This window comes from Schlesneria sphaerica, from assembly GCF_044336245.1.
Taxonomy (GTDB): Bacteria; Planctomycetota; Planctomycetia; order Planctomycetales; family Planctomycetaceae; genus Schlesneria; species Schlesneria sphaerica.
In genome coordinates, this window is sequence record NZ_CP172346.1 from 4,905,875 (window position 1) to 4,932,061 (window position 26,187).

At 58.0% G+C, this 26,187-nt stretch carries 17 protein-coding genes; 7 read left to right on the plus strand and 10 right to left on the minus strand.

Going from position 1 to position 26,187, the window contains the following annotated elements:
- Positions 1 to 86: 86 nt before the first annotated feature.
- The 3 genes from ACGY09_RS17890 to ACGY09_RS17900 all read right to left on the minus strand — a co-directional run bounded on the left by ACGY09_RS17890 (position 87) and on the right by ACGY09_RS17900 (position 4,083).
- Positions 87 to 1,397 (minus strand): PQQ-binding-like beta-propeller repeat protein, encoded by a 1,311-nt coding sequence (locus ACGY09_RS17890; protein ID WP_397568796.1) that lies wholly within the window; start codon positions 1,395 to 1,397, stop codon positions 87 to 89.
- Positions 1,398 to 1,446: 49 nt separating this feature from the next.
- A complete protein-coding gene (locus ACGY09_RS17895; protein ID WP_373653617.1) occupies positions 1,447 to 2,883 on the minus strand; it encodes an aldehyde dehydrogenase family protein in 1,437 nt (478 codons plus the stop codon).
- A gap of 105 nt (positions 2,884 to 2,988) precedes the next feature.
- Positions 2,989 to 4,083, minus strand: a complete 1,095-nt coding sequence (locus ACGY09_RS17900) for a hypothetical protein (RefSeq protein WP_373653616.1) — start codon at positions 4,081 to 4,083, stop codon at positions 2,989 to 2,991.
- Positions 4,084 to 4,448: 365 nt separating this feature from the next.
- Between ACGY09_RS17900 and ACGY09_RS17905 the strand changes: the two genes are divergently transcribed.
- Together ACGY09_RS17905 and ACGY09_RS17910 are read left to right on the plus strand one after the other, a co-directional pair.
- Positions 4,449 to 5,429 (plus strand): methyltransferase domain-containing protein, encoded by a 981-nt coding sequence (locus tag ACGY09_RS17905; RefSeq protein ID WP_397568797.1) that lies wholly within the window; start codon positions 4,449 to 4,451, stop codon positions 5,427 to 5,429.
- 344 nt (positions 5,430 to 5,773) lie between these two features.
- Complete coding sequence (locus ACGY09_RS17910) at positions 5,774 to 6,337, plus strand: pyridoxamine 5'-phosphate oxidase family protein (RefSeq protein ID WP_397568798.1); 564 nt, start codon at positions 5,774 to 5,776, stop codon at positions 6,335 to 6,337.
- A gap of 763 nt (positions 6,338 to 7,100) precedes the next feature.
- On the opposite strand, the gene ACGY09_RS17915 is transcribed toward ACGY09_RS17910, so the two are convergent.
- The 4 genes from ACGY09_RS17915 to ACGY09_RS17930 form a co-directional block, all read right to left on the minus strand.
- The gene (locus tag ACGY09_RS17915) at positions 7,101 to 8,213 is read right to left on the minus strand and encodes a DSD1 family PLP-dependent enzyme (protein ID WP_397568799.1); all 1,113 of its coding nucleotides are present in this window, start codon (positions 8,211 to 8,213) and stop codon (positions 7,101 to 7,103) included.
- A complete protein-coding gene (locus tag ACGY09_RS17920) occupies positions 8,201 to 9,673 on the minus strand; it encodes an aldehyde dehydrogenase family protein (protein WP_397568800.1) in 1,473 nt (490 codons plus the stop codon). Before ACGY09_RS17920 ends, ACGY09_RS17915 begins: the two co-directional genes overlap by 13 nt.
- A gap of 260 nt (positions 9,674 to 9,933) precedes the next feature.
- On the minus strand, positions 9,934 to 10,497 hold the full coding sequence (locus tag ACGY09_RS17925) for a hypothetical protein (RefSeq protein ID WP_373653611.1): 564 nt from the start codon (positions 10,495 to 10,497) through the stop codon (positions 9,934 to 9,936).
- 607 nt (positions 10,498 to 11,104) lie between these two features.
- On the minus strand, positions 11,105 to 12,208 hold the full coding sequence (locus tag ACGY09_RS17930) for an SGNH/GDSL hydrolase family protein (RefSeq protein ID WP_397568801.1): 1,104 nt from the start codon (positions 12,206 to 12,208) through the stop codon (positions 11,105 to 11,107).
- A gap of 934 nt (positions 12,209 to 13,142) precedes the next feature.
- Here ACGY09_RS17930 and ACGY09_RS17935 point away from each other — a divergent pair.
- From ACGY09_RS17935 to ACGY09_RS17945, 3 genes are read left to right on the plus strand one after another with little or no spacing between them, the layout of a single operon-like run.
- Positions 13,143 to 16,754, plus strand: a complete 3,612-nt coding sequence (locus ACGY09_RS17935) for a tetratricopeptide repeat protein (RefSeq protein WP_397568802.1) — start codon at positions 13,143 to 13,145, stop codon at positions 16,752 to 16,754.
- Complete coding sequence (locus ACGY09_RS17940; RefSeq protein ID WP_397568803.1) at positions 16,754 to 17,593, plus strand: hypothetical protein; 840 nt, start codon at positions 16,754 to 16,756, stop codon at positions 17,591 to 17,593. Before ACGY09_RS17935 ends, ACGY09_RS17940 begins: the two co-directional genes overlap by 1 nt.
- 37 nt (positions 17,594 to 17,630) lie before the next feature.
- The gene (locus ACGY09_RS17945; RefSeq protein WP_397568804.1) at positions 17,631 to 18,764 is read left to right on the plus strand and encodes an alpha/beta fold hydrolase; all 1,134 of its coding nucleotides are present in this window, start codon (positions 17,631 to 17,633) and stop codon (positions 18,762 to 18,764) included.
- Between the two features lie 263 nt (positions 18,765 to 19,027).
- On the opposite strand, the gene ACGY09_RS17950 is transcribed toward ACGY09_RS17945, so the two are convergent.
- The gene (locus ACGY09_RS17950; protein WP_397568805.1) at positions 19,028 to 19,729 is read right to left on the minus strand and encodes a hypothetical protein; all 702 of its coding nucleotides are present in this window, start codon (positions 19,727 to 19,729) and stop codon (positions 19,028 to 19,030) included.
- Between the two features lie 749 nt (positions 19,730 to 20,478).
- On the opposite strand from ACGY09_RS17950, the gene ACGY09_RS17955 reads away from it, so the two are divergent.
- Positions 20,479 to 21,594: a Gfo/Idh/MocA family protein gene (locus tag ACGY09_RS17955; protein ID WP_397568806.1), complete on the plus strand. Its 1,116-nt coding sequence runs from the start codon at positions 20,479 to 20,481 to the stop codon at positions 21,592 to 21,594.
- A 33-nt stretch (positions 21,595 to 21,627) separates the two neighbouring features.
- The gene (locus ACGY09_RS17960) at positions 21,628 to 22,830 is read left to right on the plus strand and encodes an ABC transporter permease (protein ID WP_397568807.1); all 1,203 of its coding nucleotides are present in this window, start codon (positions 21,628 to 21,630) and stop codon (positions 22,828 to 22,830) included.
- 389 nt (positions 22,831 to 23,219) lie between these two features.
- Here ACGY09_RS17960 and ACGY09_RS17965 read toward each other — a convergent pair whose 3' ends face one another.
- Both ACGY09_RS17965 and ACGY09_RS17970 read right to left on the minus strand, forming a co-directional pair.
- The gene (locus tag ACGY09_RS17965; RefSeq protein WP_397568808.1) at positions 23,220 to 24,599 is read right to left on the minus strand and encodes a DUF1501 domain-containing protein; all 1,380 of its coding nucleotides are present in this window, start codon (positions 24,597 to 24,599) and stop codon (positions 23,220 to 23,222) included.
- Between the two features lie 477 nt (positions 24,600 to 25,076).
- Positions 25,077 to 26,108: an aldo/keto reductase gene (locus ACGY09_RS17970; protein ID WP_397568809.1), complete on the minus strand. Its 1,032-nt coding sequence runs from the start codon at positions 26,106 to 26,108 to the stop codon at positions 25,077 to 25,079.
- Positions 26,109 to 26,187 lie beyond the last annotated feature (79 nt).

Below are 26,187 nucleotides of genomic sequence, written 5' to 3' on the forward strand. Positions count from 1 at the left end.
ACTGTGGCGAGTGAGTTTCACTGTGGCGAGGAAATCACACTGGGTGCCTGCTGACAGCGACCGATCGGTAGTGGCCTTGCGGGCGTTCAGTCCTGTCCGCCGAAGCAATAGAGCCATTCCTGACGTTCCGTCCCCGTCCCGGTGGCGACTCGCAGGAAGATCTGACCGCCACAGATTGCCGGGCTGGGGAACGAGTCTGTGCCGATCTGATTCTCAGCTACCAGTTCGAACTTGTCGGGGTTGGCACGGAAGACGTACATCGTGCCGAGTTCATTTGCCCAATAGATGTGATCCCCCGCCAGCACGGGAGAAGCACTGATCGGACCTTTCAGCCGCTCTTTCCACATCTCCTTGCCGTCAGACGCCCGCCAGCAATATAGAATGCCGTTGTCGGTCAGAGCGTAGAGATACCCCTTATGCGCGAGCATCGATTGCTCGTAGCATTTCTGGTTGTTTTTCCAGACGACCTTGCCGCTGCCGTCCGCTTTCACGGCGATGGTCTCGGATTTTGGGTATCCGCCACTGGCGAACACGGTGTCTCCCTCCCAGACCATTGTCCCGCACGTTGCGGCGGTCGTCCCTTCGATCGACCACAGGGCCTTGCCATCGACGGGATCGTAGGAACTGACTTTCAGCGCTCCGCTGATCAGCAGTTGATCCTTGCCCGCGACATTGCCAATGACCGGGGACGAATACGACACCATTCGTGGTCGAGCGGTTCGCCAGCGTCGTTCGCCGGTCTTCCGGTCGAAGGCCGTGAGAAACGAATCATCACCATCATATTCGGCTGCGACGATCACCGTGTCCTGATAGAGGATGGGTGAAGGGGCGTATCCGTATTCGTACATCTTCGGATAGAACGGGCCGACATCCTTCTTCCAGATCAACTGACCCTCGAAATCGAGAGCCAGTAACTCGATCTTGTCATGATGGTAGAACGTTGCGAACACCCGCTCGCCATCACTGGCGATGGTAGGTGTCGCTTCGGTGTTCTTCTCGTGATTTTTCTCGGGGAAACCACCCTGGTTGACGTCTGTCTTCCAAAGCTGCTTCCCTGTTTTCCGATCAAACCGCAGGATCGAGTGCACTTGCTGTTTGTCGTCGGCCGTAGCGAGAAAAATGCGGGTCCCGACGACTGTGGGCGATGCATGTCCCCGGCCGGGTACGGGGACTTTCCAGGCCAGGTTCTGCGTTTCACTGAATGTTGTCGGAACCGGTGCGCTACTGGCGATCCCGTTCCGCTGTGGACCTCGCCACCAGGGCCAGTCATTCTCTGCCGAGAGCCGGGGAAAGTCGGCAATCCCTTTTTCCCCGGCGCTGGCCATCGACGCCAGCGCCATGCTCAGACAACAGAACAGGGCACACCAGCAGACGCGACAAAATTCTGTGGTTCTCACGGGAATCCTGTTATGAGACAGTGACGTTAGACGACTGACTTCGCCCGCATCAGTGTGCAGCGGGTGGAGTATCCTGGAACGCGCGATTCCGGAAGAGAAAGTCGACAATGTTCCCTTCATGCGGCTGAAGCCAGTTCAGTTGCATGGTCTTCACCTTGCCAATGTTCAAGCGGTCAATGTTGGTCGCGTCGAGCAACTGCTGCTTGAACTTGGGATCTTCGGTCAGTGCGGTACAGACCAGAGTCTGCTTGATCTGGCTGAGCATCTTGTTCTGCGGGCATTCAACAACCGAGACGAACGGGAACATATACTCGGTATTCGCCAGAGGGACATCGGGGCCGGTGCAATGCACAACGGTAGGACGGAGGTAGTCGCACCGTTCTCGCTTTTCGAGTCGGCTTCCCTGACGATACTTGGCGGTGACTTCCGTGACACCCTCGGCCTGGCAACCTTCGTCAATCTGAGCATTCATCGCGTCAGCTACACCAGGAGTGGTGAATGCGGCGAGAGCCGATTTCGGGTCGTTCGGGGGGAGTGGTGCGATGGGGCCCAGACGCTGTGCGACCGCGTCGGCAATCTCACGGGTATGGCGCGAAGCCCAGATTCCGCTGGCATTGATACAGCCTCGACCGCTGTTGGCGATGACGCTGTCGACCATCAGATCGATGTACTCTTCCCAACGGTCCACGACGTCGTCGCCGAGAATGATCTTGGAAAAGCCGGGGCCGTGGACGGAAATGCGAGGATTTCCCGCGTGCTGATCGACGGTGTTCTGGCCACCGAAAATCATGGCTCGCTGGCAGTCGGTCATGACCGCCCCCCCGACATCATGGCCACCGGGATAGACCGAAATGGCTTCGCGCGGCAGTCCCGCTTTGAAGAAGGCTTCAGTGATTCGATAAGGGGTCCAGAATTCTTGTGAGCCGGGCTTGATGCACAGTCCGATCTGCATCGGAATCGCAGGCAGCCACAGCGTGTGAACTCCGGGTGAATTATTCGGCAGCACCATACCGAAAACGGGAGTGGTCGCCTGGAAGGAAACCATGACACCCCGTGATTCTTTTCCGTATCCCTTTTCGAGAATCTCGTAGGGAAGGCCGCGTGTCAGTGCGTCGAGAACTTCGTCCATGTGTCCGAGGACGAATGCGTTCTTGCGCATGTTCGTCGCGCACATATGTTCGGGAAGTCCGGTCGTCGCGGACTGCATTCGACAGAACTCTTCGGGTGAGAGCGACCCATTGCCGCACGGAAGAGTTTCTTCCAGATAGAGCTTTGCTGCGGACTTGCAAATGCCGATCAGTTGCGCGATCGACAGTGATCGCAGGGCCTCGCGGGCTTTCTGTGATTTCTTCAGGTCCAGTTTGACCATGGCTCCGGTGGCCTGATGGAGCTGCGCCACTGGTTCCCCCGTGTCGAAGTGCACGACCGGTTGTTTTTCCATTGACTCGTAGGTCTGACCGAAGCGAAGAATGGGAATATCAAACATGACTCAGCCCTCACAGAAAGATGCCGCCAGTGAATGCACGAAGTCGCGGGCCTTCATACAGCATGATCGGCCCGCGGACTCTGGTTTTCTCGATGCCTGACGCGATTAATAGACACCGACGGTGGTGGTCTTCGCGTACTCGTGGAAGGGGCGGGTGCCGCTGATGCCGTCCCAGGGATATTTCTCGTGGGGCATCTCGCGTTCCCCTTCATCCCGTTCCATGAAGCCAGGAATGAACAGCTCTTTCGTCATCGTGTAGAGCTTCACGCGTCCGGTCTCTCCATAGCCGACAAGCTGGTTGTAGTCTTTGAAGTCGACCGTTTCGATGACCGCGCGAGGCTGCGGAGCGTAATAGGTAATCTTGTAGTTGTCCGCAGGATCGAAGGGCTTGCCGCAGGCCAGACCCATCAACGTGTTCCCGTAGGTCGGGGTGATGTAGACATCGGGACCAAGCAACTCTTCGCGACAGGTTCGGTACCACTGTGGGGTGAACTCGGTACCACCCGCAAAGATCCCCTTGATCCCTTTCTCGGCAATGCTCGACCCTTCATCAATCAGCCGCATGGCCAGTGCTTCCAGCAGCTTGGGCGTCATGAAGGCGCACTGGATGTTGTGGTTTGCCGAAAGGATGGTCAGGGCCTGATCGATGACGTGCTCTTTGTAGTCTTCGGCTTCCTTGATCTTTCCCTTCTTCAGCAGCTTGACGACCCAGCGAGGATCAAGGTCGACACAGAAGCAGATGCCACCACGGTATTGAGCGAGGTGTTCAACGGCCAGACGGAGACGACGTGGGCCGGAAGGGCCCAGCATCAGCCAGTTCGCCCCTTTCGGGAAATATTCGTCGGGCAGCGTGTGACTGAAGTTCTCGTAATCGATCCAATGGTCTTCGATGACCATTCGGCTTTTGGGAATGCCGGTCGTTCCACCGGTCTCGAAGACATAGGCAGGTTTTCCGGCCAGGCCTTTCGGGATCCAGCGGCTGATGGGCCCACCGCGCAGCCACTCATCTTCAAACAGAGGAAACTTCTTCAGATCGTCGAAGCAGTTGACCTCTTTGAGCGGGTTAAAATTGTAGGTCTTTGCTTTTTCGAGCCAGAACGGGCTCCCGGTTGATTCGTGGAAATGCCATTGCACCGTTTCGTAGGTGTGGGCATCGAGCTGTGACTTGGCGTTCGAAGCGAGGATGGCAAGTGAACTCACGGGCGGGATTTCCTTTGCGGTGGGAGGAAAGCAAACGTTTCCGAATGATAGTCTTCCAGATAGCGATTTCAAACTGGTGGCGGGGGCAGCACCCCCGTGAACCGGAATTCGTAGGCGCCACCTGTTACCGTCCTGCTCGACATCTGAGCGCTGTCGGGCCGTGGTGAGTGCCGCCGAAGTGCTTCATCTTCGCTCTGGCGCGAACGTCGCTCTGTGCGACTGCAGATCGTTGTGCGACCGGGACTTTCTGTCGCGCAGGGTGAGGGAAAAATTTGCGGTGATGTTGCTCCCGCGACACAAGTGGATGACACTTTTGACTGGCGAACAGGTTGCCGTTATCTATTTGTTGCAGTCAGGACACTCCTTTGGAATCGGCTCATCGATCGACCCGTGGCGAGATTTCGCCCGGCCTTGTGGAACTTCTGCGCTGCACTGGTTGTGGAGCGGCATTTCAAGCGGGCAGCGACTCCCTTCAGTGCAGCGGCTGCGGGATGTGTGTCCCGCTTGAGGAGGGGATTCCCCGCTTCATTCAGGATCAGCATCTGGCCAGTTTCGGTCGGCAGTGGACGAAATACGAAGTTGCCCATGACGATGAGGACCGTGCCACATTTCAGGCGAAGACAGGCGTTCGCCTGGAGGACCTTCATGGGCTGAAAGTGCTCGATGCCGGTTGTGGCGGAGGACGCTACAGCAAAGTCTGCGGAGAAGCCGGTGCGACCGTGATCGGCGCCGATCACAGTCGGGCCGTCTCCAAGGCAAAACAACTTTGCGCTCATCTGCCGAACGTTTCGTTTCTGCAGGCGGATCTCAAGCAACTGCCGCTTGAGCCTGCTTCGTTCGACTTTGTGTTTTCGATTGGGGTCATGCATCATGATGCCGACACACGGTCGGTGTTTGACGCGGTCGCGAAACTCGTGAAACCGGGAGGACGCTATTCCGTCTGGCTCTACCGCCGCAATCAGTGGTGGCAGGAGCGGCTCAATACAAGTCTTCGTCGTCATACCACGCAAATGGCACCGGAAAAACTGGAACGGTGGTGCGAATGGGGAGGCTGGCTGGGAGGAATTCCAGTGGTCAATAAAGTCCTGAACAAGGTCGTGAATTTCAGTGCTCATCCCAACCGGGAAAACCGTGTCTGCGATACCTTCGACTGGTTTGCTCCCCAGTACCAGTACCACCACACCGAAGCGGAACTCCTGTCATGGTTTGAGGCCGCTGGCTTTACGGACTTGCGATTGCTGCCCCCCGAAAAAACAGGGGCGATCTATCGCTGGGTCTACAACCAGAATCTGCTGATCGGCAGCGGCGTCAACGTGACGGGAATCAAACAAAACTCAGGCTCATAACGGCGTCCCCTGCGGAATATGAGACGTGAGACTGGCCTCCGCAGTTGACTCCACAGTATCTCGTCCAGATGTCACGTGGCTTTCCTCGCCGATCTCTTCGCTTCGAGTGGGGAAAGAGGCTACCCATGTCGGGCTGCGGAGTCGTATGATGCGAAATGGCTTCTCCTCTACAGGTTCGTTGCCCCGCTCTGGTCACGGTTCTCTGGTTTGCTGATCGACGAAACAGAGATCCGTCGAGTAGGACCCCCATTTGTGGGAGGCGACGTACTGCTGAGATGCCTCGCCAGATCGATCGGGACCGAATTTCACCTTCACGCTGACCGGAAGTGGAAAGGGGATTGGTAATGCTGATTCGCGAATTGTCTCAGGAGGAATGCTTTCGAGTGCTCCGCCGCAATCGCCTCGTACGGCTGGCCTGCGCTCATGAGAATCAACCCTATCTCGTTCCGGTCTATCTTGGGCTGCATGAATCCACTCATTCGCTTTATGGATTCACGACTCTGGGGCAAAAAATCGAATGGATGCGGGGTAATCCTCGTGTTTGTGTCGAAGCCGATGAGATCAACGGGGTCTATGATTGGACGAGTGTCATCATCACGGGGCGGTTTGAGGAACTCGGAGAAATTCCTGAGCCGAATGATGCATCCCAGCGGCGGCCAGAGCGTTCTGTCTCAGGTGCCGGGGTGCAAATCCGTGAGCAAGATTCACACCCCGTCAATATGTCGGATGAACGTCAACGTGCATGGCAGATACTTCAGGCACACCCCGAATGGTGGGAACCGGGGTGCAGTGTCTGGAAGTCACGCCATGGGCAGGTCGACAAGTCGCACCTGACACCGATTTTTTATCGCGTTGTGATTGAGAGTATGACAGGTCATCAGGCAACCGATGGCCAGACAACCCCATAAGATTGCGGAATATGCCACTGTATGACCGTCCTCGGTCATGCAGTGCTCTGGCTTGTTTCAGAACTGGTTTGCATCAGAAGCAGGGTAAACCTGCTTGAATGAAGACTGCGAAGCAGTGGCATGAAGGCGCGATCGAGAAAACGCTCTCCTGTACTGTCGAGAGATCTCAAATGCCACTGTATGACCGTCCCCGGTCATGCAGTGCTCTGGCGTGTTTCAGGGACGGTCATACTTGGCATCTTCGAAGACTCCGAAGCCGTGGCATCAAGACGAAGATTCGATCGTGACGAGACGCCGGTCTTCTTCAGATGATGGGTCTGTTGATTGTCAAAGAACAGGATCGGCTCGGTGTCGCACCGTACTTTGAATATGCGGGCAATGTGCGAGGCTGCGCCATCCCGGATCTTCCCCGGACTGCGGGCGTCATGACGCTTGTACTCGCCCTGCCGCCCCCCGCGCGATCATTCTCGGCCGGAAAAAAACCTTGAGCAAGTTGAACAAGTTGAGCAACATCCCTGTTTTCAGGGAGAAACGATGGGTTCGAAGTTGCTCAAATTGAGCAGGTTGAACAACTTCGACTGAACCTGATCCCCGTTCATCAACGATCTCGGCGCAGGGGGACTCACGACGAGTCTTGATGTTACTCATAAGTGCGATTAAAGTCAATATCGCAAGTTGTGAGGGTGTTGTCGCGGTGTCAGCGGAGCTCCGCAGGGGCCGCGACCCCTCGCTGGGGCGTCACCCGGGCGTTACCGTCGCCTCCTCAGCGAAGTTCACCCGACGCTTCGATCTGCCAGATGTCGACGACGATGTTGTTCTCATGGACAACAAGCTCGCGATGCAGGTTGCACGTCGTGCAGGCGTGGGTCGGAATCAACTGGATGACCTCACCGATCTTCCAGTCGGGAGCGTTGTTCACAACGGTGTGCTCTTCGGCCAGAAAGAACGGGATTTCGACGTCCGGGTAATCCCGGATCTTCGGAACGCCAAACTCACAGCCTGCCCCCTTCACGCCGATATCCAGCACCGCCTTGCCGGGGGCCGGCCGACTGATGACTCGGACTAGCAGGGACATGGCAATGTCGAATTCGGGTGCGAGCCGGTGGTACTGGGCGTCCATCGTGGCATACGTTCCCGCCTGGACTTCATCCACACCCTCCAGTGCTCCGGTGGAATTGTAGGTGGCACTGGAGCAACCGCTGATGCAGCCGACGGGGATTCCCGCCCCTTCCATCAGACGGCGCGTATCGACCGCCTGCTGCATCGCCGCACGAGCGCGCGTGGTCCGCTCGGCCCGATCCAATACATTGACCAGATGCCCTTCATAAGCCTGAATTCCAGCGAAACGAATGCCGGGCAGATCGGTCAGGCGTCGTGCCAGTTCCAGCGCGGGTTCACCGGGGGAAACTCCACAGCGACCCATTCCGATGTCGACTTCAATGAGCAGGTTGACGACAGAGCTGGCGGCGGTCGCCGCACGGGAAATTGCCACGGCCTGCTCGAAGTCATCGACGGCGGCGGCGACGTGAGCCTTTTTTGCCAGTTGGGCCAGGCGATTGGTCTTGGCAGTCCCCACGATCTGGTTGGCGATCAAGACATTCTCAATCCCGTGCTCCACCAGGATCTCGGCTTCGGCCAGCTTGGCGCAGGTCATCCCGATTGCCCCGGAGGCGATCTGGCGTTTGGCGAGTGTCACGCACTTGTGATTCTTGAAGTGCGGACGCAGCTTTGCAGGCCGATCCCGGAAATAGGCGGCCATCGTCGCCAGGTTCCGATCAGAGGCGGCCCGGTCCAGCAGCAGAGTCGGTGTGTCGAGTTCCGTGACCGGCAGTCCAATTCGTGTGTCCTGTCCTGAATCAGCCCCTATTCCGGCCATGGAGATTTTTCCGTTCCGAGAGAGTAAATGACGGCTTTCGAATTCATGTATTCGTGTGCCGCTTCTTCGTAACCCAGTTCCGCACCGATGCCGCTCAGCTTGTAGCCGAAGACGGGGACATTGGGACGCAAGGCCCCGCCGCCATTGATGGCAACCCGTCCCGCCTTCAAGTGACGGGCAATGCGGAGTGCCCGTGTTCCGTCGGCGGTCCACAAGTTGGCCATCAGGCCGAAATCGCAATCGTTGGCCAGTCGTACAGCTTCTTCTTCGTTGCGGAAGGTGAGCACGCTGAGGACCGGGCCGAAGACTTCTTCCCGGGCAATCTTCATCTGCGAGGTCACGCGATCGAAGATCGTCGGAGGATAGAAGCAGTTCCTGGGGTCGGATGAGCGTGTGCCCGTCTGCACGCAACGAGCTCCTTCGAGTTTCGCACCTTCGACGAACTGATCGACGGTCGCCAGATGTTGCGGCGTGGCGAGGCAGCCGAGGTGGTTGCTCGGGTCCGTGGGGTCACCCTGCCGCAGGTTCTGCACCTTGGCGACGATCCGTTCCAGCAGATCATCATGCAGATCTTCATGGACCAGCAGACGAGAACCCGCCACACAGACCTGGCCCAGGTTGTAGAAAATCCCCGTGATGACTCCGTTGACGACATGGTCGATCGGTGCGTCGGGGAATACGAGACTCGGAGTTTTCCCTCCCAGTTCCAGCATTACTCCCTTCATGCCGATCTTGGCCGCTTCCAGCATCTGCACCCCTGTCTGGTGCCGACCGGTAAAGGTGATCTTGTCGACCAGAGGATGACTGACGAGCGCAGAACCCGCTTCCGCACCGGTGCCATGGATGACATTCAGCACACCGGCCGGGATGCCGACTTCGTGAGCCAGTTCGGCCAGCATGAGTGCCGACAGGGGAGACACTTCTGACGGTTTCAGGACGACGGTGTTGCCGCACGCCAGAATCGGGGCCAGTTTGATGGCCGCATTCGTGAGCGGAAAGTTCCAGGGGACAATCGCCGCGATGACCCCCATCGGTTCGCGGAACTGCATGGTGACGTTGTCGGGCAGGGTGCCATAGCACTTCCCGGCGATCTTGTCGGGCAGCCCCGCGTAGCTTTCGAACAGGTCTGCGGCACAAGGGATATCAAAGCCGGTCGTATCGCGGATTGGCTTCCCCACGTTCAAGGTGTCGGTCAGCGCCAACTCGTCGATCTTCGCCCGGATTTTTTCCGACAGGCGGAACAGCATCCGCCCCCGCACGAGCGGATCGAGTCGGGGCCAGGGGCCTTCGTCAAAGGCCTGGCGAGCGGCCCGGACAGCTCGGTCGACATCTGCGGGACTCGCCAGAGCGACTTCGGCGAGTGTCGAGCCGTTTGCCGGGTTTACGACAGTCCAGGTGCGACCCTCAGCACCATCGACCCAGGTTCCGTCAATGTAAAGTTGATTGGGCCAAGTCGGCATGTTCCAAGCCAATCTGATCAGGCCCTGACCCCCATCGTCGCGGGGAAAGGGCGGGGTTACTGGACGAGAACAACTGCAGGTTTGGGCAACTGGGGCGGGCGAACCGACCGATGCATCAAAGTTCTGACGACGACGGTATCCCGCGTGGCGTCCTGATTGAAGTCATCGTTTCATTCTTCTTTCGATTCCGTCGACCGGCAAGAAAAAGCACCGTCTGATCGAGGTCGGTCAGACAGTGCTTTTCATTCGGAGGCAGGAAGTTATTTCGTTTCTTCCGGCTTTTTCTCGTCGTGACCATGTTCATCATGGCCATGTTCGTCGTGGGACGAGCCGTCAAGATGGTAGTCAATGTGACCGATGTAGGGCTTGTCGCCGATGGTGATCCGCAGGTCGCCATGCAGGAACCCGGCATCCATCAACGCATGGACCAGGTCGTGGTCTTCGAGGGCGAATTTCGAGGTCTTGCCTTCGGGGGAATCAGGCTTTGGTGCGGCCTTCAGCGTCAGAGGCTCTTTCCCTTCCAGGGCGATGGTCACGTCCTGAGCAGCAACAAACTCATCGGTCTTCGCGTCTTTGCCGAGCACGTAGACGACGACCGATTCCGTGTCATGATCGACCAGGATTTCGGCGTGATATTCTTCCGCACCCAGTTCGACCAGCCCCCCACCGTGAGGACCCTTGGCCCCATGACCGTGGTCATGATCGGGAAGGGGAGGAGCCTTCTTGGCTTCATCGACCGACTTGTAATCGGATTGCGGGTTACATCCCAATCCTGCACAGGACAACACAATCGCCAGGCAGGCGAGCAGCTTGAATCGAGCCATATTAAAACGTCCTTCCGTGTGGAAAATTCCAGGTCCGAGTGCCTTCACATGACAGTGCGGCACGATCAAGGCACAGTCTGAACCACGCAGCCGTTTCCTGCAACTGAATGGGCTTTTATCTTGTTGCCAGCAGGTCTGTCGGGCCGGCAGGGATTCAGCCGGACATGCGATGTCACCGACGTCTGGTGACCCCACCCCAATGTGCATGGTCTCCCCGGCCCATTGTGCAGTGGGGTTTTCTCGAATGCCTGAAAGGCATCAACAAACCAGCCCGGGGCAGAGCGACGCGGTGCCAACCGCAAAGCGTCGCCCCGGGTTCGTTGGGATCGATGGATTCCAGCCCTGTAAGGGCGACAGAATTGATTGCGACGTGGTTGGGTTATCTGGATCGATGTGTTGAACCCCGAAACGTATTGTGGACCGAATTCGATCCGTTGCGGCGTTCTTGGGTCTCTTATGCCCTTACAGGGCGTCGATACCCGGTTTGCCTACCCGGGGCGTCGCTTTGCGGCGTTCGCCGCGGCGCTTTGCCCCGGGCTGATCTGTGTTGGCCTTTCAGGCCAGCAAGATGAATGCGGCTAGGGTACGGGGACCCACCGGAGGGCGATTATTTTCCTTTCCCGGAATTTCCCTGAACCGTTTCCTGGACGATGGGGAACAATGCCTGTGCCTGCCGGAGCATGCCGAGGTCGGTGAGGTGAACACCGTCGACGGTCCCTTCGCCGTCGTCGCCGACGAGGTCCGTGCCGGGGAAGGTGCTGAGCCCTTTGATCCCTTCTGCCTGTAAGGCGTGCACCGCCGCCTCCTGGCCTTGAGTGGATTTTGTCGGATGCGACTCGGGGTGAATTTCCGACTGGCCGACGAACAGGATTGGCACGTCGGGGTGCCGCTGGCGAATGGCGTGCACCAGCTTTCGTACTCGCTCTTGATAGATCGCAGGATCATCGCTTATGTTCCAGATGCAGTCGATGACGAACGCGGCCGCGTCGATCTCGGCAAGCACTTCTCCAACGGGGTGTTCCATCGTTCCCGAGCCTGAAAAGCCCAGGTTGATGACGGGCCGGTCGAGCATCCGGCCCAGGATCGAGGTCCAGACCATGCCCGGTCGCGAAGCACAGCCTCCCTGAGCGATCGAGGTGCCGTACACGACAATCGGCTTGCGTAACTCTTCCGGACGGGGCTGCGGCTTCTCCAGGTGAGCCCCCGGCGCCACGGCGATCTCCAGTGACTTGATGCCGTTGTACGCAGGCAGATACAGCAGGCACTCCCGTCCCGCTTTTGCACCCCCGCGGAACGTGAATGCGGCGTGGTTGTTATCCTGATGATGAGGCCTGCCGTTACCGACAAACAGCCATTTGCCATCGTCCGCTCGGGCATACAGGTCGATACCACTGACACCGGTCGCGGGCATGTGAGGCATCCCGAGCGTATCGCTGGTGACCGACCACCGGGCATTAACGACTGCCGCGTCGGTGACAAAGCGAATGCAGACCCCCGCGTTATTCTTGCTCAAACCCCAGACTTGCTGCGAAACCTTGCTTTTGGCGGAATCAGGAAGGCGGTCATATATCCCTTCCGTCTGAGTCCAACCTCGCCCTTCGATCTCAAACGACGCAGCATCATGCCACTTCACCTCCTGCGCGAAGGCAGGGATGGGCAATGCGGCGAACATGGCAGAGAGGATCAATGCAAATCGAAAAATAGCAGTCATCAGCTTCCTGTTCCTGTGGACGTTGCGGGGAAATCAATTGTTCTCAAGCAAGGCACACCCAGTGGGCGAGATTGGCATCATACCGCGAACGGCGTAGCCACACGATGCGCGGACTCAGCTGACCTGGAATAAAACGGTCTCTCGACAGAAATGGGCCGAGTAGCCCAGTCGGTGACCGGGTGGCCCAGACGTCGCTTTGGACGCCTGGGTTGCAGAGCAACAAGAGGTCTCAAGCAGTTCTATCGAATTGCCGGTCAGTCCGACGTTTGCTGCAAGACAAATACGACAAGACAAATCGGTCGAAGCTTCCGAGCGATCGTGAGTCACCTGGGCATGATTCAGCAATGCTGGCTCAACGATTACGATCATCGCGAAGTCTGCGGGGTCACAATGGAAATCGTCAAGTGTGCGATGTCCCATGGCCTGCAGTTGGGTTCGCGAAGAACCGCAAACGCGTTACCGTGTTCATGAAGTCTATTCGGAATATTCAATTTACTAGCCTGATCTTTACGCATATGCATCAGTGTGCCAGCCGTTATCGGGCTGTCCAAGGATGCTGATGTCGAGTTTACAACGAAGGCCTCTCGTGAGACAGAACGCTAATTCATCGATATCGCTAAGTTCTCCCAGCAACATCACGTGAAATCGCTCTAATCTAATATGTCGACTTTAAAGGATACTTGTTCCTCCAATCCTGAAAACCAGTGATGCACTTGGCTGCATCCGAGCCTCGGGATATGCTCCTCCGTCTCGAGCAAAAATTGACAGCGACATGTCGCAAAGGTTGGTTAGAACATCGATTTTGGATGCACGAGGTCACACGTTCAGGTTCTGTGATCCCGACTGATTGGGGCAAAACCACTTTTCGGCATGACTCTGGCGAAGTAATCAGATTCCCTTCGATGAGAACTTTACACAAATACCGAAAGTCGAGATGGCTGTTCGCACGCTCCATATCACGATTAAGCCCGCGGGGGCCGAGCGTTACACGCTGCGATATTGGCGGGACGACCCTAACAAGTTCACCGAACGGGAGGTGACGTCGGCGGACCTGAAAGGCCTGCTGGATCGTGCAGAAGCAGACTATTACGCTTTCTCTGATCCGGACCTCGTAACCGTCGGGAAGCGGCTGTATGACTGGCTTGACGGCTCCGACCGTTGGCTGGCCCGAGAACTCGATCAGTTGCGTGGTTCTACCGTCGCGTTACTGATCGATGCGAATCCCGTCCTTGCTCCGTTGCCGTGGGAAACTCTGCACGACGGCGTTTCCTTTCTTGTCCGCGCGGCCAATCCCACTATCATTCCCATCCGCTGGCGAACGAAAGGGCCGTCCGCACCTGAACCTCACAATCGCGCGCTGCATGTCCTGTTCATGGCAAGCAGTCCACTCGGGGTAAACGAGCTCAACTTCGAGGCTGAAGAGGCGACCATCCTCCGGTCGACGGATCGGCACCGCATCACTTTATCTGTTGAAGAAACGGGTTCTCTCGATGAACTCGAAGTCCTGGCGGCGGGCTTCGGCGAGAATGCGATCGATGTGGTCCACCTGACCGGCCACGCCGATCACCATGGCGATGGGCCTAAGTTTTTGACCGAAGATGATACGGGTAAGCCCAAGTGGGTGTCTGCGGAACAGATCGCCCGAGCAATACCGCATATCCCCCGGCTGGCTTTCTTGTCGGGATGCCGGACGGCGCAGTCCCCCAACGGGGGAGCCATGCGATCACTTGCGGAGGAACTTCTCGACCGAAAATTCCCGGCGGTTCTCGGCTGGGGGCGGCCCGTATACGACATTGATGCCACGATGGCGGCTGGGTCCCTGTACGAGCGATTGGGCCAGGGGGTGTCTGTCGTTGAAGCGCTGGCTCACGTTCACCGCGACCTCGCGGACAGGAATGCGAAGCACTGGCACCTGCTGCGGCTATTCGCCTCCGGTGAGACACTCGGTCCGGTGGTGACCGCGCCGAACACACCAAAGCGAAAGCCCGCTCTTCTCCCCAGTCACGGTCGCCGATTCCTGACGAAGTCGCTGAACGTGGGTAATGCCGTTGTCAGTCGCACCGAATTCGTCGGTCGTCGGCGTCCTCTTCAGCGGGTCATCCGTCACCTGCGTATGCCCATCGAGCGCCGTGTTGGGGTCGTCGTGTTCGGTACCGGTGGGGTGGGCAAGAGCTCGGTCGCTTTGCGGGTGTGCGACCGCCTCACCACATTCGACCCCATCGTCCTGGTCGGGGTTCTGGACGAACCGGCGCTATTGCGTGTGATGGAAAGTGTCAAGGAATTGACGGACGAGCAGAGGAATGAATTGCAAGGTTCTCACTCGCCGCTCACTCTTCGCTTCCGAAGGTTCCTCGAAAGACGGCGAGACGACGGCGGCCCGCCACCGTTACTGATCCTGGACGACTTTGAGCAGAACTATCAGACCGAGGGGGGGACGCCGAAGATCAGTTCCGAGGCGGTGGCCGTGCTGGATGGGATCGTGGCAGCATTCGATCAGCTCGAATATGGGCGATGTCTGATTACCAGCCGGTTCCAGTTGAACACGTCACACAAGAATTTCTTCTACCAGGAATCGATGCTTGCCATGTCGGCTGGCGAGGTGGAGCGGAAGCGGCGTTTCCTGCAAAATTTATCCAAGTCTCCCAACGGAATTCGCAAGCGCGTGGAAGCCGTTGCCGACGGCAATCCCCGACTATTGGAACGACTGGACCAACTGCTGGCAACGTCGGACATCGATTTCGACGCTCTCCTGAAATCGATGGAGAAGGTTGCGGCCGAATTTCGTGAGCAAGTCTGTTTAAGCGAACTGCTGAATGGTTTGCCGGAGTCGGCCCGCCGATTGCTTGGGGCGGCACTGGTGTACCGATTGCCAGTTCCGCTCGGTGCGATCGCAATGGTCGCGGGCGGTCGGCCGGAGGCCGAGGTGCAGAAGGACTTGGACGCCGCGGTCGCCGTTGGGCTCTGCGAGCGCGAGTCCAACGGCGATGCGTATCGCACTCCGCAGTTGTTGGAGTCGGAAATTGCGACCGATCTTCGTCCCGATCCAGTCAAGACGGCAGAACTCGCCGCGGTCGCTCTAAAGACGCTGTGGTGGGATAGCAAACCAACTTCGGAGGAAGAAGCGCTGGAGTTGTTGCGATTGGCATGCCTCGCTGGACGGGCGGACGTGGCAGTCCCCGTTGCGGATCGAATCGGCTTCATCTTCCATCAATCGAATAGATACCAGGAAGCCCGCAGCGTTTACGAGGAGGCGATCGCCTCTGTTGGTCGTGACTTCCGCCTTCTCAGTGGTCTATCGAACGTCCTGCAACTCCACGGTGAGGGCGACGTAGCCTTCGCCACTATCGAAGAAGCTATCGAACGATGCCGCGCAACGCCAGATACGGATGTCGCATCTGTACTATTCCAGTATTCCAATCAGCTCATCGGACGCGGACAGTTGGACCAAGCAATGACGGTCATCCAGGCACAACTCCTCCCGATGCTCGATGTACTCGGGGACGAGCAGCGCAAGGCGGTCACGATGGGGCAGATCGCCGACCTCCTTAACGCACAGGGGAATATGGATGAAGCGTTGCGGATTCGCCGGGAGGAGCAACTGCCGGTATATGAGAAGTTCGGGGACGTGCGGAACAAGGCCGTGGCGATGGGAAGGATCGCTGACATCCTCCAAGCGCAGGGGCAGTGGGAAGAAGCGGTGCGGATTCGCCGACAAGAACAGTTGCCGGTGTTCGATCAGCTTGGTGACGTGCGGAGTAAGGCCGTGACTATGTCGAAGATCGCAGACGTCCTCCAGGCGCAGGGACAGTGGGAGGAAGCGTTGCGGATTCGCCGGGAGGAGCAGTTGCCAGTGTTCGATCGTCTTGGTGATGTTGGGAACAAGGCTTGGACGATGGGGAAAATCGCAGAGATCCTGCAGGCTCAGGGGCAATTAGATGACGCGTTACAGATCTTCAGGACGGAGCTGGTGCCAGTGTTCGTGCAGCTTGGAGACGTGCGGTCCAAGGCTTTGGCGATGGGAAGAATTGCCGACATTCTTTACAAGCAAGGGAAGTTGGACGACGTGTTGAAGATCCGCTTGGAGGAAGAACTGCCGGTGTTTGAGCGGCTGGGGGACTTGCGGGAGAAAGCGGTGACGATGGGGAAAATTGCTGACGTCCTGCGGGCGAAGGGGCAGTTGGACGAAGCGTTGCAAATTCTCAGACAGGAACTGCTGCCCGTGTTCGAGCAACTCACAGCCGTGCAGGAGAAAGCGGTGACTATGGGGAAGATCGCCGATATCCTGCATGCTCGGGGGGAATTGGACGAGGCTTTAAGAGTCTACCGACATGATGTACTTCCGGTATACGAACGGCTTTGGGACATGTGGTCCTTGATCGGCGGTCGTGCCACCCTCGCCCTGATTCTTGTAGCTCGTGGAAGGCCGGATGACCAAACGGAGATTGTCGAACTACTGACGTGGGCCGCACGCGAAGCAACGAATCGTGGATACCCCGAGGCACATAAGTACCAGCAACTGCTTCGACAACAAATGGGGGACAGGTAATGCGAGACGCGAGCGAATATCGGTTCCTGGCCGGGGAGCGACGGGTCACTGTTCGCGCTGCGGCTCCTTCCGGGGCCGTAATCAATCTGGTGAAAGCCGGGGAGGATTACCGCGATCGGTGTGAATTGTTCCTCAACGCCACCGACACCTCCGTATCCGAACCAGCCCGTGCTGCAAACGGGGCTGAAGTAGTCACCGTGTCGGCGACGCTTCCAGACGGTCGGTTGAAAGCTGCTCTCCTGCGGTTCGGCAACGGGCCGCTGGTTGAATTGACTCTCACGACGCCGCATGAAGACTCTGCGGCAGATGCCGAATTTGATCGCCTGCTGGCCTCCGCGAAACCTTCGCACGCCACTCCCGCCCAAGGCGTGGCGCGCGGGCTGACTGCGGCCGACGCGGGAACTGCTACACACCCTGCCGGGCCGCTGTTGCTCGACCTCTCCGGCTATACGGCGAACGCGGAATTCGCACTTGAAACGCTCGACGGGCTTGAACGGTATCAGATCAGCCGTTCGGCCGATCATGAGCCGGTGTCGACGAAAGCCGGACTTGCCGCCCCGCACCTTGCTGGCAGTACCGGGAGTGGGGTGGGGTCTGATGGCCGTGCTGTGCAATTTGAGATGGCTTCCCCACGCATGTTTGCCAAGCGAGTCCCGAAAGCAGCGTCCCTCGAACTAGAGTCCACATTAAAAGGGGCGAGCGTCGGTCGGGCAGCGACCAGTGCTGACGCCGTCACCGGCACCTTCCGCGGCGTCCCCCTCCAGATTCATCCCACTGGAACGGCAGCCACTCCGGAGAAAGCGGAGCAACTGCTTCGGCAACTCGAAAACACGAACTGAACTTAACCCTTCCCCCGAATCCGTAACGAAGACGAACATGCCAAGCACACCGATTTTGTTCTTCCCCGGCATCATGGGATCGCGGTTGTACTTCCCGAACAGCCGCCAATACTGGGACCCGGATTCAACACTTCGGATGGTGTGGTGGGCGCCGTTATGGCCGTTCCGGTCGGACGACGACAACCGGAAACAACTGCACTTCACGGAACCGGCGGGGGTGATCGTAGAGGCGGTCCCGGGCGAGGCTCAAAGTCTTGAATTGGGTTGGGGCGGGGTGGTTTGGTCATTTTATGGGAAATACCTGAAGGGACTTCGGGAATTGGCCGACAACGGTCGAGTGTATGCCGTCGGCTACGACTGGCGGCAGGACCTGCGTTCCCTCGGCGAGTTCGCAGCCGACAAAATCCGGCGGGCACTGGAGGCGACCGGCGCACCGAAGGTAACTCTGGTTGGGCACAGCATGGGCGGGCTGGTCCTCCGGGCGGCGTTGCAAGCGAGCCCTGATCTTAGCGGGGCCGTTGAACGCGTGCTGTTCGTGTGTCAGCCCGCGGCGGGAGCGGTGGTGCTGTATCGGCGTCTGTTTACCGGGTTAGTGCGGGGGTTAGACGGTGGCAACGGGGTCGCGGACCGAACGTTTCGGCTCATTCTTGGTAACAGCCGGGCTGGGTTTGTCGGGAATATGAGCGGCCTGCCGGGCGGCGTGCAACTACTGCCGACGAGATACTTTCCTCCGGACAACAGCCAGCACTGGCATGCTGCGTTGAACAACGGGACGACGCACGCCGGTTTGTACTTAAACGCGACCAGACCACCGGGGCTGGTCGCGGCGAACGCTCATCCCGATCCAGATGTACGGGACGACTTTCAAGCCCGGCTCGAGGAAACGGCTGATGCTCACGAATGGCTGGGACGGCCTGAGTTGCCGACTCCCATTGATGGGTGGCAATTGGCGGGAATTGATCAGGAGACGGACGTGTCCATTCAGTTTGACTCGAAGGGCGTGCCCATCCCCGGTCGAAGTGCCGGCGGCGACGATACGGTCCCAAGATTGAGTGCGACGGCAATGCAGCTTTCGGACGCGTCACGAACGGCGCTTCTCTCGAACCTAAGGCATGGCACCGCCTGTGAGGATGCGCGTGTAATGGCTTGGACGCGTGGTATTCTGTCGTGAGTCGCGGGTTGCTGCAGTCTTTTTTGAATCACAATTGGGGTCGCCATGGCTTGCACCCCGCCGCATTGCAAGATACTGGCTCCCCCGACTCCGGATCGACTCGACTCCATTGCTTGTGACCAGCGATATCTGAGACCCAGAAACGCGGGGATTTCCTGGCTGATCCAGGATTCAAGAATCAGGCCATGATTTCAATACCTAATCGCCCTCTCGTCTCTCCTAAGCTCCAGCTCGTGAACGAGGAAACCGTGAGAACGCGAAGATCAGCGCTGTGACGGGATCGTGAAGTCGAAGTCGATTCCGATCCGTTGAAAGCCGTTCTGCTGCACGGATGGCCAACTTGTCGCGGCGACACTTTCGACCTGCTGGACATCGCGAAGGGGGACATGGACCTGGCCCGGGATCGCCACAGGCTGCACCGACACGCCCGTGTTTTTGAATAGGCGATTGACGTATGGAACTTTCTGGACGATCGGAATGCCTGACGTGTGTCTTGCGGATTCGTCAATCAGAACGACCTCGTCCAACACGATGGAATCTTCGTCGACAGAGACGACTCGTCCCGCGAGGGTCCGTTTTTCCGGCTGAGTCGGTTGATGTGCCGCTGTCGTTTCGTCATCTCCTGTCGAGGCGTTCGTGTTCAGGTCTGGAAATGTCGAAACCGCGACGAGCTTGCAGTACTCAAACTGCTGCAACAGGGATTGCGTAGAGACCTGATTTTGGCTGGAGAGAGCGGATTCAAGATCACCCAGAGGAACTCCGCTGACTTTCAGTTCCCCTCCATCACCGGGTTCTCGGATCAATCGAACGATCTCATTTGTGCCGTCCGATTCTCTTAACGAAGCAACCAGAGGCTCAGGATGGGAATCGTCGGTCACAATCGTGACGGGCGACCAGACTGCACAACCGGAAACAAGTCCCAGAACAACAATCTGGAGATAGGCCGACGGCATTGATCTCGACATGGTCACCCATCCTGCAGATGAATTCGGTGTCCTGGACTGGATGCACCGTTTGTAGATTGGATTTGTCTGGAGACTCAAGCGGAACTCTCGGACGCTCCAATCCCGTTCCGCGTCACTCAGGCACTAAGAATCTGCCCAGAATTTCAATGCGTTCCAGGATCGTGGCAATTCAGAGGATTGCCGCAGGACGAATGGGAATTCAGGTAAAAGTCGGCCACTTCCGTACGGAACGGCAGAACATGCCGATGATTGTCATGGCTTCGCTTTCAATAGAAACACTGGGAACAGAGCAGATGCTTTTGCACGCTGCTAATGTCGGGGTGGCCGAGACTAATACGTCACGGCTTGCGAGGCGAGCGATCATTGGGTGGAGGGAGGCGCTTACGAAAAACCTCTTGCGGCTCGCGCCGCCCCTGTAGCCGCGAGGATGCGACAACCAGGGCTATCCAATGAGGAGGATCCCATTCATTGGGCTGCACGGTGTTGGCTGGCCTGCGGCTTGGAAATGGCACGCTTACAGGGAAACATGATCGTACGATCGAACTCGGAGCACGAGGGCGGTAGAATCGGGGGCTCCACCAAACCTCCGTGCGTGATCTTGTCCTTGAGCGGGCGGCGTTGGGCGATGGGAATTGTGATGTGCCTCGGGATTTGACGCCGATCTGTCGAGCATGCCTGCACAATCCTGGCTCAACCCTGTTTCTGACCGATGACGCATGGGGCTTACTGCACCCAGATTAAGGCTCATCATGTCTCAAGTCGGATTCGGGATAATCGGTTGTGGAATGATTGCCAATTTCCATGCCGAAGCGATCAAGCGGATTAAGGGGACAAAGCTCGTTGGGTGCTACAGTCAGACTCCCGCTTCGGCAGACGCCTTTGCAGCCAGTTATCCCGGCGTGAAAGCATACTACGACCTGGACGAGATGCTGGCGGATCCGGCGATTCAGATTGTTTCGATCTGTACGCCCAGCGGGGCTCACATGGAACCGGCCGTCCAAGCGGCCGAAGCCAAAAAGCATATCGTCATCGAAAAGCCGATGGAGATTACGCTCAAACGGTGCGACACCATTCTGGAAGCCTGCCGGCGGAACGGCGTGATGCTCTGCCCGATCTTCCAGTCCCGCTTCAGTCCCGCCAACATCGCTCTGAAAGAAGCGATTTCCGAGGGACGATTCGGCAAGCTGGTGCTGGGAGATACGTTCGTCAAGTGGTGGCGGTCACAGGAATACTACGACGGCCCTCAACCGAAGGGAGCCAAGACTCCCGTCAAGACGGGCTGGCGAGGAACGTGGAACCTGGACGGCGGGGGGGCCTACATGAACCAGGCGATCCACAACGTCGATCTGCTGTACTGGTTGATGGGGGAGGTCAGTGAAGTGAGCGCCGTCACTTCCACGTTGGGGCATGACCGCATCGAAGTGGAAGATGTCGGTGTTGCCGCGTTGAAGTTCAAGAACGGCGCTGTCGGGACGATCACCGCGAGCACGACTGCCTGGCCCGGATTGCTGAAGAAGACGGAAATCCATGGAACGGCGGGATCGGTGATTGTCGAACAGGATGATGTCCTGCTGTGGAAGTTCGAAAAGCCCAAGCCCAAAGATCGAGCCATTACAGACAAGCTGATGAACCGTCAGGAAAGCCAGGGGGGAGCGAGCGATCCCAAGGCGATCAGTTGCCTGGGGCATATGGAACAGATCAAGGATTTCATCAAAGCCATCCAGCTCGGTAAGAAACCGAAGATCACCGGGGATGAGGGCCGCAAGGCGGTGGAGATTGTGCTGGCGATCTATCAGTCGGCCTGGACCGGAAAACGGGTCTCGCTGCCGCTGCTGAAGGATCCGAAGCGGCCCGTCTCGAAGTAGGTCATCACGTGCAATTGGGGAAATTACTGTAACATGGCCAGTCAACTGAGTGCTTCCAGTTCCGTGGTCGGAAGTTCGTGGAACTGGATTGTCAGTCTCCTGCGACCTTTTCTTGCTCTATTTGCGGTGATCCTGCTGTTCACCATTGCCGACCGATGGACGCATGGTCCCAAGGCCATGTTTGCGACCGAACAGAATATGCGAAACGTCGCGACTCAAACCGCGATTGTCGCTGTCGCCGCACTGGGGATGACCGTGGTGATCATCGCCGGTGGCATCGATCTGTCGGTCGGAACCGCGATTGCGCTCGCCGCTACGATGCTTGCCTGGAGCTTAAAGGAAGATCTGGCTTTGCGGCTGGCCGTGGGTGAGAATCTGGCGGGAGTGAACCAGAAGCTGAAAGTGGCGGAAGACGATCTCAAACGAGCGAAAGAAGACGCGGTCGTCGCTGAGGCGAAATCGAGGATCGAATCGCTCACGTCACTTCGCGAAACAGTCACTGCGGCATCTGTCCGCTGGTCACCCTGGACCCCCTGGTTGTCTCTGTTCATCGGCATTGGCACGGGTTGTCTGTGCGGACTGATCAATGGCCTGCTGATCAGTTATCTGAAGATGGTTCCGTTCATCGTGACATTAGGCACGATGCAGATCTATCTCGGATGGGCGAAGTGGGTGGCCGACAATACCACGGTTCGGCCTGACATCGCGTCGCAGGTGCCCGTCTGGCTGCAGAATCTCCTCAGCAACCGTCCGACGGCGCTGGTCTACGGATTGCCCGTCGGGATCTGGTGGACGCTGGTGCTGACGGCGATCCTGGCGGCTGTGTTGCACTTCACCGTCTTCGGGCGATATGTCTTCGCGATTGGTTCCAACGAAGCGACAGCCCGCCTGTGTGGGATCGATGTTCGCCGCAACAAGATTGCGATCTATGTGCTGGGGGGGCTGTTCGCAGGGATCGCGGGGCTGTGCCAGTTTTCCCGTTTGTCGGTTGGCAATCCGACCTCGGGGCTGGGGCTGGAACTCAAGGTGATTGCCTCGGTGATCATTGGCGGCGGCAGCCTGAAGGGGGCGCGCGCTTCCGTCCTGGGGACGCTGACCGGAGCCCTGATCATGTCGGCGATTACCAGTGGCTGTACAGCGCTCGGGGTGACGAATCCGATTCAGGACATGCTGCTGGGGATCATCATCATTATTGCCGTGGCACTGGATCAGTGGCGACAGCCTAAAACCAATTAGTGCATGTCCAGGTTTAATCGTTGGGCTGATGCCACTGCTTCGGAGTCTTCGTAGAAGCAGTGCTTCTTTCCTGGCTGTGAGACAGGGCACTGCATGACCGAAGACGGTCATACAGTGGCATGCTCACTATTATTCGAGTTGAAAACGGGGTTTAGGGGGTGAGTCTTCGGTTGTGAAAACCCTGCAAATCACGGGGAAGTGCGCTTGGTGAGCGGTCGGAGTACCGGTTCCCAATTCGTCGCGGGATGTTCTGGTTCGAGAGCGCACGGCGGCGTTATCGAACTGGCTCTTACCAGTGAATCGCATCCATAAATCAGCAAATCAATTGCCTGCTGTCGGAGCAATCAATGGATCGCTTGATCCGCTCAGCGTTAGAGCACCACTCTGCGTTAGAGGACTTCCCGGATTGGCGCCCCTTCCGAGAGGGGGATGGGGCGGCCGTCCAGCATCCTGTACGTGATCGAACGCGGGTCGTAGCCCATCGCTGTGAAGACAGTGGCGTTGATGTCGGCAGGTGAGATGGGGCGTGAGTGGGGGAAGGCACCGGTCTTGTCCGATTCACCCACGACTTGCCCTCCACGAATTCCTGCCCCCGCCAGCACGACGGTGTAGCATTGCGGCCAGTGGTCCCGTCCGGCGTCTTTGTTGATGATGGGGGTTCGGCCGAAGTCACCGGTCCAGATGACGAGGGTGGTGTCGAGCAGACCTCGATCTTCCAGGTCTTCCAGCAGCGTCGCATAGGCCTGTTCCATCGGTGGAACGAGGCTCTTTTTCATCCGGTCAAAGTTATTCAGGTGGGTGTCCCAGATGATGCTGCGGCCGTTGACGGCCGAGACGAAGCGGACGCCGGATTCCACCAGCCGTCGGGCGAGCAGGTGAGACTGTCCCCAAGTGTGACGCCCATAGCGGTCTCGCAGTTCTGTGGTCTCTTTCGAGAGATCGAACGCTTCCGACGCCTTGTCGGTCGAGACGATACTCGCAGCCTGGGACTGATAGAGGTCGATGTCCGTGGCCGAGGGGGAGGCGATCGCGATCCCCTTCTGGTTCATCTGATTCAGCAGGCTCAATCGTTCCCGGAACTTGTCGGGGGTGAGGCTGGGATCAAGCTTCAGGTTGCGCACCTTGAAGTCTTTGTCGTTCGGATCGGCGTCGAGCACCAGCGGATCGTAGTGCATGCCGAGGCAGCCACCATACTGGCCGGGGGTGATGTAGACGGTACTATCGCAGTGAGGGTACGGCGCGATGACATACGGCGGAATGCCGCTGCTGTAGCCGTCACGTCGTGCCAGCCAGCCGACGAGGGTTCCCAGACTGGGGTAGTCGGCGGGGCTGGGATTGATCAGGGTGCTGTCGATCCGGTAGGGCCGTCCGACCGTCGAATAGTACATCCCCGAGTTGTGTCCCGCCTGCGTGTGGTTGACGGTTCGCAGGATGGCGAGCTTGTCGACCATTTTGGCCATGCGTGGAAGCATTTCCGTCACATGGATTCCCGGCACATTCGTATCAATCGTCTGGAACGGTCCCCGGACCGAGTCACCCGCGTTCGGCTTCGGATCCCACAAATCGATGTGACTGGGACCACCGCAGTTGAAAATCATGATCACAGACTTGGCTTTGCCGAATGCTTCCGGCTGTGCGAGGGCCGCCTGAGAAAGTCCTGACCAGAGCGCCGTTGCCGCGACGCCTCCTGTGGCACCGAGAAATCCCCGGCGTGTGGCAGTCAACTCCCCGACATTGCGGTGATGGTCGGAATAGGGTGGATGGTTCACAGGTCGTGTCTCCGCAGTCGATCAAAACAAAAGCAAGCCAATCACAATCATAGTTTATCGGCATTCCAGGCAACAATGGGGATCAAGAGTCACTGATCTGTTGTTCGGAATCCGGAAACTGGCAGCGGTTCGTATGTTGTTCAGGCAGGTTGGGGCATTTCCGTCTAAATGACCTGAGTTTGCGTGCTCTCATGTTCACATCGCTGTTTCAGCCTTGAAAGTCGAAAGTTTTGGGATGTCAAATTTCAAGTTTTTGTGAGGCAAAAGCGGCATCGTTCAGGCAGGACGTTGGCGGGGTTACGGGACAGCTCCTCATGGTCAACACGACCTGTCATCGAACCGACCGGGAGCTGTCAATCGGTTGCGGTCGAGGCGGGGGCTTTCTCAGCGCCCTTTTTCATCTCCTTGATGCGGGAAGCAGAGCACTGCCGGGCGTGATAAACCAGACAGTGCTTCCGGGATATTATACCGTTGCGATTACACGGGAGGTGGATTTCGTTCCGCGAAACCGCGTTGATGCCAGTAAGGATAAGCCAGTGGTGTCTGGCTGGCGGCGTCGAGTCGCGCGACCTGTTCCTGTGTCAGGTTCCAGCCGACCGCACCGAGATTCTCCTTCAGTTGTTCTTCGTTTCGTGCGCCGACGATGATCGTGGCGACCGTAGGACGCTGGAGCAGCCAGTTGAGTGCGATCTGGGGGATTGTTTTTCCCGTTTCATTCGCGACTTCCTGCAGTGCGTCGACGACCGTGTAGAGATATTCCTCGGGCACCTGCGGTCCGGCGTCGAGCGCGACTTTGCTGGTGAGTCGGCTGGATGCGGGGAGCGGGTTTCCTCGTCGGATTTTTCCGGTGAGGCGTCCCCAACCGAGGGGACTCCAGACCACCGCTCCGACCTTCTGATCGAGAGCCAGCGGCATCAGTTCCCATTCGTAGTCGCGACCGACCAGCGAGTAGTAGGCCTGATGGGCCACGTATCGGGTGAGGCCATATTTTTCCGAGAGGGCCAGAGACTTCATGAGGTGCCAGCCGGAAAAGTTCGAGCAGCCGATGTAGCGAATTTTTCCGGCTTTGACCAATCCGTCGAGCGTTTGCAGGACTTCATCGATGGGGGTGATCGCGTCGAAACCGTGGAGCTGATACAGGTCGATGTAATCGGTCCCCAATCGCTTGAGGCTCGCTTCAACGGCCCGGATCAGATATTGCCGCGAGGATCCCAGGTTGTTGGGACCGACACCCGTGCGAAACGTCCCCTTGGTCGAAATGATGAGCTTGTCTCTTCGCCCCTTGATCGCCTCACCCAGGATTTCTTCTGCCATCCCTTGTGAGTACACATCGGCCGTGTCGAACATGGTCAGGTCGGCGGCCAGGCAGATGTCAACAAGCTGCCGGGCCTCGGCGACATCGGTCGCCCCCCAGGCTTTGAACAGCGGGCCGCCACCCCCAAAGGTTCCTGTCCCCAGGCTCAGTACCGGCACCTTGAAACCCGAGCCGCCCAGTTGTCGATATTCCATCAGGTTAATCTCCCCTGCGATGCGACAGAGTTTTTTTGATGCTCTGTCAGGAACGCTGTTATCAAGTGCTGCATGACAC